This is a genomic window from Granulicella arctica, assembly GCF_025685605.1.
GTDB classification, from domain to species: Bacteria; Acidobacteriota; Terriglobia; order Terriglobales; family Acidobacteriaceae; genus Edaphobacter; species Edaphobacter arcticus.
Map to the genome: position 1 here is coordinate 4,186,375 of NZ_JAGTUT010000001.1, position 14,945 is coordinate 4,201,319.

6 protein-coding genes are annotated in these 14,945 nt (G+C 55.7%); 4 read left to right on the forward strand and 2 right to left on the reverse strand.

The window, feature by feature from the left end; all coding sequences use genetic code 11:
• The first annotated feature begins 223 nt into the window (after window positions 1-223).
• The gene (locus OHL20_RS25275; protein ID WP_396272377.1) at window positions 224-538 is read left to right on the forward strand and encodes an aminotransferase class I/II-fold pyridoxal phosphate-dependent enzyme; all 315 of its coding nucleotides are present in this window, start codon (window positions 224-226) and stop codon (window positions 536-538) included.
• A gap of 774 nt (window positions 539-1,312) precedes the next feature.
• On the opposite strand, the gene OHL20_RS17795 is transcribed toward OHL20_RS25275, so the two are convergent.
• Both OHL20_RS17795 and OHL20_RS17800 read right to left on the reverse strand, forming a co-directional pair.
• Window positions 1,313-1,954, reverse strand: coding sequence for a response regulator (locus OHL20_RS17795; protein WP_263384512.1), 642 nt, complete (start codon window positions 1,952-1,954; stop codon window positions 1,313-1,315).
• A 15-nt stretch (window positions 1,955-1,969) separates the two neighbouring features.
• Window positions 1,970-4,942, reverse strand: a complete 2,973-nt coding sequence (locus OHL20_RS17800; RefSeq protein ID WP_263385041.1) for a sensor histidine kinase — start codon at window positions 4,940-4,942, stop codon at window positions 1,970-1,972.
• Between the two features lie 427 nt (window positions 4,943-5,369).
• Here OHL20_RS17800 and OHL20_RS17805 point away from each other — a divergent pair, with 427 nt between their 5' ends.
• The 3 genes from OHL20_RS17805 (at window position 5,370) to OHL20_RS17815 (ending at window position 14,945) form a co-directional block, all read left to right on the forward strand.
• Window positions 5,370-9,002, forward strand: coding sequence for a TonB-dependent receptor (locus OHL20_RS17805; protein ID WP_263384513.1), 3,633 nt, complete (start codon window positions 5,370-5,372; stop codon window positions 9,000-9,002).
• 112 nt (window positions 9,003-9,114) lie between these two features.
• Window positions 9,115-11,097, forward strand: coding sequence for a family 16 glycoside hydrolase (locus OHL20_RS17810; protein ID WP_263384514.1), 1,983 nt, complete (start codon window positions 9,115-9,117; stop codon window positions 11,095-11,097).
• Window positions 11,098-11,390: 293 nt separating this feature from the next.
• The gene (locus OHL20_RS17815; RefSeq protein WP_263384515.1) at window positions 11,391-14,945 is read left to right on the forward strand and encodes an alpha-mannosidase; all 3,555 of its coding nucleotides are present in this window, start codon (window positions 11,391-11,393) and stop codon (window positions 14,943-14,945) included.

Sequence of the window (14,945 nt, forward strand, 5' to 3'; positions counted from 1 at the left end):
CAAACTCTCCAGTCGTACTGCAGGCGCAATGCGGCCGGCGCAGCTGGCAACGCAATAAAGAGCTTCGCTTTCAAGGCGAACCCGGACCATCCCTCAAGGGGGCTTACCTGTTGCCGGTCGAACATTCAATCGGCAAAGCGTTTCGCAATAAGAACCAGCAATCGATCTCTTTCCCGTAGAGCTACGGGCATGCATTTGAGCGGAGTGCTGTGGCACGCGCTGCGTGCGCTGTACGGGCAGGAAGAGCCTGCGACTATATGCCCTCTGCAAGGCGATCTCAGATTATGTGGGGCGTCACGGAGTACGATGCTCCCCTGAACAAGTGATCATTACCTCTGGTGCACAACATGGGCTTGATCTTGTTTCCCGCTTCCTGCTGGACCCCGGTGATGAGGTCTGGATGGAAGACCCTGGGCGCCCTGGCGCACGTCAGGCCTCCCGTGCTGCTGGTGCGGCGCCTGTTATAGTTTCGATCGACGCTGAAGGCTCCCAGTTTAGAGCGCACTATGCTTGCGTATATGCGTGTCGGAACCGATGAGTGCGAGTGTAAAAGCGAGTTGCCTGTTTATCGTGCACTCTAACGCTTGGTGGAGAGATCTTCTTCCTTCCCGCCTGCGCAGCCGGTAAGATTCGTCCTAACTTTGCAAAGGTCGACTGTATGTTGAAGAACATTCGGCCGTGTGATCACTCGTGTACTATAGACGGCGTCCTCGAGCAAGCATTGCGCCATGCCGGGCGAGTTCGTCGTGATAGATCGCGCGCCCGGCACATAGCTTGCGAGCTGATCCCGCTTAGAAACGATATGCCTATCTCCGTGGTGAACGGCGTGAGGCCTAATTCGGGCCTTGTCTGTGCATTTTGTGCCGATCAAGCCCGATGAATAACTGCCGTCGGGCCACACCCAGTCCAGCAAGTGCCGGCGGCCGGCCTCGAAGTCCTGCTAGTCGGCGGATGGAACTCTGGGCCGAATGGTAATGGCTTGTAAAACCAGACGAATCTACTTGGATGACGCGCTATGGGAGATCCACTGTTTCCCACGTACCAAACCGTTGTTACGGCCGTAGTTATAAGATACTAAGGCGTTTCTTGAAATTGCAATTGAAGCTCATGATCGAACAATCGGCCTGATGTTTGCCTTAGGACCCCGGATTTCCTATAGAGTCTACCTTCCTTCGCTTGCAGCCGGGATGTGCTGCAAGCACTGTTGTTGCGGACGTTCTACTCGATCCCTGACCGTGCGAAAAGATGGTCTTAGGGGCCTGGTAAATCAACTGAGGTGATCCTTTGATCGTCGCAGGTAAATACCACACTGTCAGAGATCCAAAAAACCGCGGCGTACAGCGATGGCTACGGAATGCGCTCGATCGCTCGCACTCAGCTTATCCATAATGTGACGTAGATGTGCTTTTACGGTCTGTTCGCTGATGAAAAGTAGCTTGCCTATCTCACAGTTACTGTTCCCAGCTGCGACACATTTCAAGATCTGCGCTTCACGCAAGGTAAGCTGTTGGTCAGCCATATGCGTCGCAAGCTGGACGGCAACAGAAGGTGGGATTATCTTACGGCCTGCGTGTACTTCACGAATGGCATCAAGCATTTCATTGGGCTGCATTGTTTTCAAGACGTAGCCGCGGGCTCCAGCGGTCAGTGATCTGGTAATGCTTGCATCACCTTCCGACGTAGAAAGCATGAGCACCCGCGCACTCGGATGAGAAGCGCGTATGGCGATCAGTGCTTCAATACCGGAGAGGTCAGGCAAACGAACATCCATTAACGTGACACTGGGCCGATGGATCTCGTATGTGGCAATTCCCTCACGAGCGGAAGAGGCTTGGGCAATGAGCCGCATATCGTTCTGCGTATGCAGAATCGCCGCGAGTCCTTCCCGGAAAGCCGGGTGATCGTCGATGCTGAGAATAGTTATTACCCGGCCCTCTTCGCTCACTGATGACATATGTCTCTACTCCCTTCAATCAGACTTACCTGTAGCATTTACGCCATTGCCGGAGAAGTGTAGGTATGCCGCTTTGCCGGCGATGGAGAGTTCGACGACGGTGCCCGAAGGTGCGTTGGGACTTATGTGAAGCTTCCCGCCTATTGCTCGTGCGCGCTCGCGCATGCCAAGGATGCCCCAATGACCATGATGAGATAGCTCGGACAGATTTGCTTGAATGCCACAGCCCGAGTCCGTGATACTGACGAAGAGGTGGAGCGTTTGATATATGACATCTACACGGATGAGGTCGGCGCCAGAATGCCGGACGGAGTTGGTGATTGCCTCTCCCACGATCTGCTCCACTTCCTTCTGTACCGCTGGCGCTAGCACCTGAGGTTGACCGGCGCAATGCACCTTTGGATGAAAGCCGGGCGGTAAGTTCATCGCTCGTATGTTTTTGACTAATGACGATTTTAGCAGGCCAGGAGAGGTGAGCGATGAGCGGAGACCTTCAACAGCCTGGCGGCTTTGTTCGGCAATCTCACGCAGCCGCTGCGATGCATTGTCGAGTAAGGAGGAGGGGTACGTGGTGCCTCCGGCCTGCTGTGAAGCAGCGTACATCTGCATTGACACGCCGAGTACTCCTTGAAGAAGTGTATCGTGCAGTTCACGGGCGATCCGCGCACGCTCCAGCATGCGGACATTCATTTGGGAGCTTACACGAGCTACACGCATTCGATGAAGTTGCCAAAAGCAGCCCGCAACAGAGAAGGCAAGCAACGAGAGAAACCACAGGGTTTGATAGAAGTAAGGGATGATCCGAATCGGCAAAACACTAGGGATGGAGTTCCAGTGATCATAACCGTCGGAACTTTCAACCAGAAAGCTGTAGTTCCCAGGGGGAATGCCCGTGTAGGTGGCATAGCGGAGCGTGTCCGCTCTTCTCCATTCTTTGTCCCAGCCCTTGAGCCGGTAGCGGAAGTGGATGCGGCGGGAAATTTGCAATTCAGGAAGCGTATACCGGATCTCCAAGCGATGTCTTCCGGGTGGGATGATCAATGGTCCGTTTGTAGGAATAATGACATCGCCATCATCCAAAATGATCTCGTCCACAAAATTAGGTGTGGGTGGGCTTGACTGTGTCTTACGCGGATCAATGGTAGCGATCTCATCGGGAGTGACGAACCATAGGTCACCGTGTTTGGAGAAGAATGCCGAGTTAGGGCGTGACAGTGCGTTATGGAAACCGTCGGCAGTTCCAAAAATTACAGGTAGGGCATGTGTGTCCGAAGCAAGCAGATTGCTTTTGCGCACTCGAATGACCCCCTGCTGTGTGCTCAGCCAGAGATTGCCTTCGGTGTCGGCAGCAAGGCCTACGATAACGCTTGTGGGCAGATTATCCCGTTGAGCAAACAGACGCGCCGTTCCCAGACCTGGAGGCACATAGATCAACCCCGACTCGGAGCCCGCCCATGCGCTTCCGTCGGTTGAAGTTTCAATCGATGTCACGTGAACGGACCCCAAGACGCGGCTCGGGATGCTATGCCGAATGATATCGAGGCCGGAAAGTGTACCTACCCAAATAGAACCTGATGCATCCTCGGCCAACGCACTCACATTGTTGTCATCTAACCCATCCGCGGAGGTGAAGGCACGAGAAGGACCGTGGGGCGGGTAGGCACGTACTCCGATCTCTGAACCGGCCACCCAGATCGTGCCGTCGCGACCGATCAACATCGTTCCAACGGAATGCCACGGAATGCGAGGCAGATGCTGTTCCACCGCGCCGTCGCGCAACACCGCTCTGCCTTGCTTGTTCACAAAGACCATGCCTTGGCTGCCGCGACGATAACTGCGCACCCATAGGGGGATTACCTCCTGGCCCTTTGTTTCTCGAGAAGTGTTTCCTGAGGACGAGGCTTGCTGCGCAGCAGTGCCAAGCGCTATCGGAAGAAGTCGGTCGCCGCTCACATGGAACGAATACCTGCCACACCCGAACCAAAGCTCGCCCTCGACGCTCTGCGATCGTTGCATACAGCTCGTTGACTGCGATGTCCCTTTTCCGGTGCGGTAGGAGGTGACCGATCCGTCGCTGAGTTGATTCAATCCGTCATTTGCACCGAGCCAAAGGCTGCCCTCGCGCGAGAAGTACAACATCCACAGTTCGTTGCTTACTAGACCTTCCCGTGCTCGCATACGCTCTATGCCTTGCGGGGTCATCCGGAAGAGCCCTTGTCCGGTGGAGCCAGTCCATATAGCATTGTTCGTGCAGTTGCTGTCGAGTGCCAGGATTGTTGCCGTGGGTAATCCCGGCAAAGGCAGGACGGTGAAGCGACCACCATCGTACCGGGTCAGCCCGCCATCCCCTGCGATCCATAGTGCGCCTGTACAGCCGACCGCGAGTGCATAGGTCCGCGTTCCCGCGAGCCCGTTCGCTTTCGTAAACTGCTTGAATCCTGAACTGGGGTTAAAAGCCAAGAGACCTTGAAAGGTTGCTATCCATAGCATTCCCTGCCGATCTTCGATGAGCGCATTCACCTCCTCAGGTAGTTTCAGGACTTGGGTTGGAAAGAGTTGCACACGACGACCATCAAAATGAAACAACTGGCTCTGCCAGGTGACGGCCCAAACTCCACCTCTTGAGTCAGACGCGATGCGCCAAACGGATGCTGCAGGTAGGCCGTCAGCGACTCCAAAGGTGTGGAAGTGGCCGCCACGATATTGTGTCAGACCATTGTCACTGCTGATCCAGAGGCTACCATCCTCGTCCTCGGCCAAACCTGTGATCGAATCGCTTGGGATAGAGTCGGCCTGGCCGACCTTCCAGGTGGTGAATGTCGCGCCATCGAAGCGTGCTAGACCTCCTCGCGTGCCGATCCAAAGAAAGCCGTCGTGCGTTTCAAGCATCGCACGGATCGAGTTTTGTGGAAGGCCATTTTCCGAGGTCCACGTGCGCAAGAGATGTTGCTGCAGGCTGCGCCCCGGATCGAGTCCGAAGCAACTCATGCTGATGAGGCAGAGAACGAAGTAGTACAAAACAAGCTCTGATTGCGGGCGAAGACTGGGATGTGTCTTCTGAAACTCAAGTGAATCCCCTTGACGGCTTACAGGACAGAGCAGCACCGTACTAACCTCCACGTGAGACTTGGGCACGAACTCGGATATCTGGCGATCATAACCGTCTTGATGCGGGCTGTTAGGAGTTGGGGCGTCCACGTTCCGTTAATAGCCAAAAGAAGTACGGATAAAGCACTCTTTCTCCCGATGCCAATCTATGCGCGATGCATCTAGACTTCACAACCGTAACCCTTAGTTGAAATTAATAAGCGGTCCGCCGCCACATGTGGCTAGGACTGCCTGCAAAGTTTTAGAAACTATCTTATTAGAGGCTGAGACGATGAGTATCTTGCGTTTTAGAAGTAGCTGTTTCTTAGTGTCCTTTCTGCTTATGTCTATGGTCGTGAGGGTGGCGCAGGGTCAGCAGGACCAAGGGGCGATCGTGGGTGTCGTTAGCGACAGTTCGGGCGCTGTTGTTCCGAATGCCCAGGTCACGCTCACCAACACGGATCAAGGTCTCGTATTGAAGGTCACCGCAGATGGACGCGGAGTTTACAGCTTTTCTCCTGTGAAGATTGGGAATTACTCGGTCAGCGTGACGGCTTCAGGATTTGCTACCACGCTTCAGGAACACCTGCATGTTGACGCGCAGCAGCGCGTTAATGCCGACCTTGTTCTCCATCCGGGCAGCGCATCGCAAAACGTGACGGTGAGTACGGCCCCGCCACTGCTTGAAACGGAGCAAGCCTCGGTGGGCCAAGTGTTCAGTGCGGAAGCCTTGGACCAGGCACCCTTGAACGGCCGGAACTGGCTCTTCATCGCTCAGTTAAGCGCCGGGGTCGCTCCCCCGTCCGGCGCTCGCGGCGCAGGCACAGGCGACTTCTCCGCAAGCGGGTCTCGATCAGACCAGAACAACTTCATTCTGGATGGCGTCGACAACAATGTAAACGTCGTCGACTTCCTAAACGGCGCTTCTTACACCATACAGCCGCCGCCGGACGCCATGGCCGAAGTCAACATCCAGACTAGCAGCTACAGCGCTGAATTCGGACACTCCTCCGGAGCCGTCGTGAACGCGAGCATCAAGTCGGGAACAAATAATTTTCATGGCAGCCTCTGGGAGTACCTCCGCAACGACGCCTTTAATACGCATGAATACTTCGATCAACCGAATACCTCAATTCCGGAGTACCGCCAAAACATCTTCGGAGGCACGCTGGGCGGTCCTCTCCTGCGGAACAAACTCTTCTTCTTCGGTGACGTCCAAGGCAATCGCGTTGTGAACGGTACCAATGAGATCTTGACGGTGCCGACCGCGCTCGAGCGGCAGGGCAACTTCAGCGAGCTGTTGAACTCGACACAGACCGGCGGCGCGCCAATCTATCTATACCAGCAGCGGTCCGGTGGCGGACCAACCCCGCAGGCGCCCGGCGCCACAATTGCCACGGCGAGTTCCTACCAGCAAAGCTGCAACGGCCAACTCAACGTATTGTGCCCATCGGCCATCAATGCTACTGCGCAGAGGCTCCTCAACCTTTACCCGCTTCCGAACCGCGTTAACACTGCAGGAAACGGCCTGCTCAGCAGCAACTTCACGGAACCGCTCAACAACACCGACAAGACCGTGCAGTGGGACGCGCGCGTCGACTACAATCAGAGCGCGGCCGACCAGGGCTTTGTGCGTTACAGCTACCAGCACGAGTATCAGCTCTACCCGCCGCCGCTCGGACCTGTCCTGGACGGTGGCAGCTTCGGCACGGACGGCAACGAGGTAAACCTCGGCGAGAATTTTGCGCTAAGCGAAACGCACATCTTTTCTCCGAAGGTCTTGAACGAGTTCCGTTTCGGCTATAACTATGGGCACTTTTCCTATACACAGCCCAACGCGACCAATCTCGGCCTCGCCGCTTCCTACGGCCTGGGGGGCATTCCTGAAAGCCCGCTGAACGGCGGCCTGCCAAACCTGTACTTTTCGGGCAACGCCGGCATCCAGGATGCCGGTTCGCCCAACTACTACCCATCAGACGAGCATGAGAACGTCTGGCAGGCGCTCGATAACGTGACTTTTTCCTTCGGTAACCATTCCATCAGAACTGGAGTCAGCATCCAGCGCATACGCTTCAGTACGCTACAGCCGCCGGGTGGGCATGGCAACTATAACTACACGGGGAGCTACTCGAGTGCGTATGGGATCGCTAACACGGGCAATCCCGTCGCCGACTTCCTTTCGGACAATCAGAACAACAGCTATCTCACTTCAGCGAACACGGTAGACGACGTGCGCTGGGATCGCGCCGCCTACATTCAGGACGACTGGAAAGTGTCGAAGCGCCTGACCGTCAACCTTGGGCTTCGGATCGAAAACCAGACGCCGTACTTCGAGCGTCACGGCGAGCAGGCGGACTTCTATCAGACTGCGGGCGTGACGTACAACCCTTCGGCCGGCCAGCAGGGACAGTCGAGCAGCGCCGGCGTGTACGTCCTGCCGAACAGTGCCCGTAACACTCCATTGCCTGCTAATTTCGTAAGCCAGCTTGAAGCAAATAACATCACGATTAAGTATTCGAGTAGCCAGTACCTGATTAACTACCAGACGCTGGACTGGGGGCCGCGCGTCGGGCTTGCCTACAAGCTGGATTCCCAAAGCGTAATCCGCGCCGGTTATGGTCTTTACTATGGTGGCCTTGAAAGCACCGGGTTCGCCCCCAATTTAGGGCTGAACTACCCTTTCTTCTATAGAACCGCTATTACAAATCCTGGCAACGTGGCCTGCATTTACAGCAATGGGTGCCCTACGGACGGGATCGCCCTAGAGACTGGCTACACCAACTTTCTTGCCAATGGGGGACTTGCAAACGCGAACGGAACGCCTAGCCTCAACGGCATTACGAACAATCTCCGAACGCCTTATACGCAGCAATTCAACCTTTCTTTTCAGGTAGACCTTGGACACGGATTTACGACGACAATCGGCTATGTGGGGTCGCTCACGCGTCACGCCTCGAACTTCGTCAACGCCAACAGTTCGCCTGTTATTACGCCGCTTTGCAACAGCGCCGGGGTTGGCGGTGCGCCGACCAATCTCCCCTGCGGGACCAGCAACTCACAAAATCCATTCAGCAACATTGGACTAAGTTATCAGTTGAACGACGGCCTTGCGGCGTATCACTCCTTACAGACGAAGTTGGAGAAACGCCTCAACAGAAATCTCAGTTTCCTGACGACCTACACCTGGTCGCACCAGATGACGGATTCGGGAACCGCCATCGCGCAGGGCGATAACTTTACCAGCGCGGGTGGAGCGCCCAACTATTACATCTTCGGTACGCGCGCGGGCTATGCCAACGGTCCGGAAGATGTGCGCAACCGCTACACCTTCAGCGGCAATTACACTCTGCCGGTGGGCAGGGGCCAGCGCTGGTTGAACGGCAATGGCATCGCTACGGTTGCCTTAGGCGGGTGGCAGACCTCGCTCACCGAGCAAATTCAGGACGGCGAGCCCTTCACCGTGGGAACAGCCAACTTCACGGGGGTCAACAATCTCAGCCAGAACGCCATCCTCATCCGAGATCCGTTCGCGGGTGGCGGGACGCCGGATCCAAGCTTAAACTTCCCCGCAGGAGCCACCTGCCCGACCAAGGTGCACACGTTATCAGCCTGGTTCAATCCTTGCGCGTTCAAGAACCCTCTGGCGGCCTCGGCTGTCACAGGTCCGATCACCACCGCTGGGGCGGCCGCCCCGTTCCTGGGCGACCGCAATAACCAGATCCCAGGCGTGGGATATAACCGCACCAACATGTCTGTATTCAAGTCATTCCCGGTCTACCGCGAGTCGCAGCTACAGCTGCGCGCAGACATCTTCAACGTCTTCAACACGCCTGCCTTTATTATCACGGGCGGAAACGACGGTCCCAACGGAGCAGTCATTGGTCCTGGGAGCTATCGGTTTTTCCAAAATAACACTCCAAACTCACGCTTTTTTCAGTTCTCGCTCAAACTTACCTACTAAAGCTTTCTGGTAAGTCGTCTGATTGAGTCTTTCAGAACGGGTACGCTCGCTGTACCCATACGCTCCCATCGCAGTGATGAATACCTAAACAGGGGAAAGATAGGGACCGTAGATGGTGAGCAAATGGTTGCATACGGCGATTGCGCTCCTGATAATGTCGCTGCCAGTGGCGGCGCAGGAACACGCAGCGCCAGAGTTAGCCACGAGAGTCAACCTTGATGGAGCGGGCACAGGGCGCACCTTCGGAGGTGTCGGGGCTATCAGCGGCGGCGGCGGAAATTCGCGGCTGCTGATTGATTATCCGGCGAAGCAGCGCAATGAGATCCTGGACTACCTGTTCAAGCCCGGGTATGGGGCGTCGCTGCAGATCCTCAAGATAGAAATCGGCGGAGATGCCAACTCTACGGACGGCGCCGAACCAAGCATCGAGCACACACGTGGCATTGTGAACTGCAATGCCGGGTATGAGTTCTGGTTGGCCGAAGAGGCCAAGCGCCGCAATCCAAACCTAAAACTTTACGGATTGGCCTGGGCCGCCCCGGGTTGGATCGGAGACGGGAAGTTCTGGTCACAAGACATGATCGATTACCTTATGACCTGGTTGAATTGCGCAAGTTCCCACGGCTTAACCATTGATTACTTGGGGGGTTGGAATGAAAGGGGCTTTGACGTCGGCTGGTATAAGCGTCTTCATTCTGCTTTAGCGGCAAAGCATTCGGCGATCAAGATTGTCGGTGACGACTCAGGCTGGGAGGTAGCCGCCGAGATGGCGAAAGATCCCGACCTCGCCAAGTCGATCGACATCATTGGCGTGCACTACTCCTGCGAGGGTGGTGATGGAGGAAACGCAGAGTCGTGCCATTCCACGGCCGCCGGTGTCAATTCGGGCAAACCGCTTTGGGATAGCGAAAGCGGTTCACAAGATGACAATACGGGCGCCGGTCCCCTAATCCGTGCAATTACTCGCGGCTACCTCGACTCGAAGATGACGGGCCTTCTGAACTGGCCTCTTGTTGCGGCTATCACTCCGAACCTGCCATACCCGACCGTTGGATTGATGATTGCTGCGGAACCTTGGTCAGGCAATTACAGCATCGGACAAAGCTTATGGATCACCGCGCATGTCACTCAGTTCACCCAATCGGGCTGGAGCTTTGTGGACAGCGCCAGCGGCTATCTTGGTGGGGATCGTCTCAACGGCAGCTACATCTCCCTGCGTTCGCCAGACGGTGCCGACGCGAGCACGATTGTCGAAACAACTACTGCTACTTCATCTACGGCCTTGGAGTTCAATGCTCCCGGCATCCTGAGGGGAAAGCAGTTGCACGTATGGGCCACCGACCTGAATGCCACATACGGAACTAAAATTTTCACCCATGTGGCCGACCTGAACCTAGACGGTTCAGACCGCTCACGGTTCACTCTTCAACCGGGCTATGTTTACACCTTTAGCACCATCAGAAACGCGGAAAAAGGGAACGCGGAGCCTCCGGCAACAAGCCACCTCGAACTTCCATACAAGGACGACTTTGAGCGCTACGCCTCAGGGAGCGAAGCTCGGTATGTCTCCGATATGCAAGGATCGTTCGAGGTGCAAGCCTGCGCGGCGAGTAGGGGAGGCAAGTGTCTTCAGCAGATGGCGCCAACAAAACCAATTGAATGGCAGGATGACAGCGACGTATTTACCTTAATAGGAGATCCATCCTGGTCAAATTACACCGTGAGCGTTGATGTGGAATTGGCTAAACCGGGAACCGTCGAATTGATCGGCCGGGCTGAGGTCCAGAAAAGACCGCAGTCGCACCAGCAGGGCTACTACCTACAAGTGGACGATCAAGGTGTATGGACGTTGCTAAAGAACAACTCAGACGGCGACCACACTCTGCTAGCCAAGGGAGTAGCAGCGCCTCTCGGCACGAGCCGTTGGCATCGTCTAAGCCTTTCGTTTGACGGTGCACACCTTACCGCCTCCTTGGACGGGCACGATCTCACCTCGGTTACGGATGCCTCCTATCGAAACGGTCAGATCGGATTGGGGACCGTCGGCTACGACTTGGATCAATTCGATGACCTTTCCATAAAGCAGCCCCGGTGACAGGGTCAGCAGATGGTGTGAATTAAGGAGCAAATCGTTGCAACCGACAAGACGCTGTGATCGTGCATTTCTGAAAATGTTCCTACGGAACAAGTTGGAGTCTTCAACGTGTATCAGGGAGTTGGCAACGTTGTCTTCAGCACGCAACATTCTCGGAGTTGTGAATTCCTCAAGTTGGGATGTGGGTGCTGTTCCTGCCGTTTCTTGAGAAATGGCTTGCCTCACAGCATCACAAGACTCGATCTTCCGATCAAGTCGTCCATCAGAGCTTTAGATTGTCCCCGTGAGGTGTTGTGACTTTTTCTCGAAACATTGCTCGCGCCCTAGCCATTGCTGCTTTTGCTATTAGCCCTGCCGCGCCTTACGTCTTCGCACAGGCGCCTTCCGACGTAACTAGGCAACCGACCCTTTATGTGGTCCCTTACGCCCATTTAGATACTCAATGGCGTTGGGAGTTTCCTCAGGTCATTAGCGAGTACCTGCTCAAGACCATGCGCGTCAACTTCGACTACATGGATAAATATCCACATTACGTCTTCAACTGGTCAGGCTCTAACCGTTACCGCTTGATGAAAGAATATTATCCCGCAGATTTTGCCCGCCTTAAAGGTTATGTCGCAAGAGGCCAGTGGTTTCCAGCCGGATCTTCGGTGGAAGAAGGAGACGTCAACCTACCCAGCGCAGAGTCGATTTTTCGGCAGATTCTTTACGGCAATACCTATTTCCGCGGCGAGTTTGGTAAGGCAAGCGCCGAGTACATGTTGCCGGACTGCTTTGGATTTCCAGCATCGCTGCCAACGATCCTCGCTGCTTCCGGCATTAAGGGATTCTCGACACAGAAGTTGAGCTCGGGCTGGCAGCCGGCCCCCAGAATTGGCGGACCGAACTCTCCAGAGAAGACGCCGGAAGGCATTCCTTTCAATGTTGGGGTTTGGACCGGACCTGACGGCGAGACGGTTCTCGCCGCGCTGAATCCGGGAGGGTATGGCAGTCAGATTCACTCTGACCTGAGTAAGCCTCCCGTGGCGGGTTCTATCGCACAAACGAGGAATGAGCCCGAGATCGACTGGCCCTCGCGCATCAACATCGATGGCAAACTTACCGGAGTTTTCGCCGATTATCACTATATCGGTACCGGGGATATCGGCGGAGCGACGAACGAAGAGTCCGCGAAGCTGTTGGAAGCTATTGTTACCGGCGGCGAAGCTATCATTCCCACATCTCTGGTGCGCACGCCTGCTGGCGCGGCGGGAGAGATCGTCACAACCGGAACTCCTGTTCGCATGGGTGACGGACCAGTGAAGGTCCTATCCGCGACCGCCGAGCAGATGTTTTTGGACATTAAGCCCGAGATGCAGTCGAAGATGCCTACCTACCATGGCGATCTGGAGCTTATCAATCACTCGGCAGGCTCGCTGACCTCGCAGGCGTATCACAAGCGTTGGAACCGCAAGAATGAATTGCTTGCAGACGCGGCCGAGAAGGCCTCCGTCGCCGCATCCTGGATAGGCGGACGGCCTTACCCGCAGCAACAGATGGACAACGCGTGGACTCTCGTCATGGCCGGACAGTTCCATGACACGGGCGCTGGCACGGCTACCCCACGGGCGTATGAGTTTGCCCAAAACGATGACATTATTGCGTCGAACCAATTTGCTGATGTCCTGACCACCGCAACACAGTCGATAGCTTCCTCGCTCGATACACAGGTGAAGGGAACCCCTGTCCTGGTTTGCAACCCACTTAACATCGCGCGCGAAGACATGGTTTCAGCCACCGTTCCCGGTATGATCGCCAAGGAAGTAGAAGTATTTGGTCCAGATGGCAGGCAAACCGCGGCCCAAGTCGAAAATGGCAAGGTGGTATTCCTCGCTAAAGTGCCCTCTGTCGGGTATGCCGTCTACGACATCCGTGAAGGCAAGAAGTCAGAGAAGTCAGAAGAACTGAAAGTTACTGAGTCCAGCCTTGAGAACGCCCGCTATAAGGTAGCGCTGGATCCAGCCGGAGACGTCAGCAGCGTCTTCGACAAGTCGATCAACAAAGAACTTCTGGCGAGCCCTATTCGCCTCGCCATCAACAACGACGCACCGAAGGAATGGCCGGCATGGAACATGGATTTCAACCAAGAGCAGGCCGCTCCCCGTGCGTTCATCGGTGGTCCGGTTAAGGCTCGCATCGTCGAGAACGGTCCGGCTCGTGTAGCCATCGAGGTCACGCGCCAAGGCGAGGGATCGAAATTTGTCCAGACGGTTCGCCTGTCCGCCGGCGACGCTGGCAATCGGGTCGAGTTCGGCGAATCGATCGACTGGCGTTCACTCTCAGCCAATGTCAAGGCGGTCTTTCCACTCGCCTCCGCCAACAGATTGGCTACCTATAACTGGGAAGTCGGTACGATCCAACGCCCGGTGGCCTTTGATCGTCAATTTGAGGTGGCGTCGCATCACTGGATCGATCAGACAGACGAGTCCGGAAGCTATGGTGCTACCATCCTCACCGATGTCAAGAACGGCTCTGACAAACGCGATGACAGCACCATCCGCCTTACCCTCCTTCGCTCGCCCGGCGGCGCGTCCGAGATGAAGGGTGCCTACACCGACGAACTAAACCAGGACTGGGGCCACCACGAGATTCTATTTGGGCTGGCAGGTCATGCAGGTGATTGGCGCCAGGCTCATACCGACTGGCAAGCGTATCGTCTCAGCACCCCACTCATCGCCTTTAACACGGAGAAGCATACCGGGAGGCTCGGTCACACTTTCTCACTCTTGACCGTGGACAGCCCAAGTGTTCGTGTACTCGCACTCAAGAAAGCAGAACTTAGCGACGAGATCATCGTGCGCCTTGTTGAGCTCAATGGTGCGGCAGCTAACAGGGTCAAGGTTAAGTTTGCCGGTCCGATTATCGCAGCACGTGAGGTCAACGGACAGGAACTTCCTCTCGGAGGGGCGAACGTTGTCGACGGCGCGCTCGAGACCTCATTCAAGCCTTATCAGCCGCGCACCTTCGCCCTTAAGCTCGGAACACCCGCCGTGCTTCAGGCCCTCATCATTTCGCAGCCAATCGCACTGAAGTATGACCTTGCTGTTGCTAGTAATGACGACACTAAGTCGATTGGCGGCTTCAACGAGCAAGGTGATGCTCTCCCCGCCGAGATGCTTCCTACAGACCTCAAGATCGACGGCGTTGGCTTCACCCTCGCGCCCGCCGCCACCGGCAAGCCCAATGCGGTCATCGCCAAGGGGCAGTCTATCGAGTTGCCGAAGGGTAAGTTTAACAAGGTCTACGTCCTTGCTGCCTCGGAGAACGGTGACCAGCAAGCCAGCTTCAAGGTCGGCAAAGTTCCGGTGAACCTCACCGTAGAGGACTGGGGCGGCTTCATTGGGCAATGGGACACTCGGCTCTGGAAGTCCAAGCCTGAAATTGTCACGGAAAGTGGTCGTCGCGGAACACCAACACGGCAGGTTGCCTTACGCAAAGACTTTGCTGTATCAGCCAGCCACCAGGATTGGGATCTTAGAAACTCGGGCTCGCCCGACTGGTCTCCGAAATACCCGGAAGATTACCTTGGTCTTCGTCCCGGTTACGTTAAGCCGGCTATCCTGGCCTGGTACGTCTCACATCACCATACCGCATCTGGCCTTAATGAGCCTTACCAATACAGCTACCTCTTTGCCTATGGCCTCGACCTGCCCGCTGGCGCAAAAACGATCACGCTCCCTGAAAATTCAAATATCCGCATACTGAGCATTTCCGTCGCTCTGGAGGAGCCACGCGTGATTCCCGCTCAACCTCTCTTCGATACCCTTGGTATGACGAAGAGCGACAAGATTGAAGCTCCCAGGCAGTAA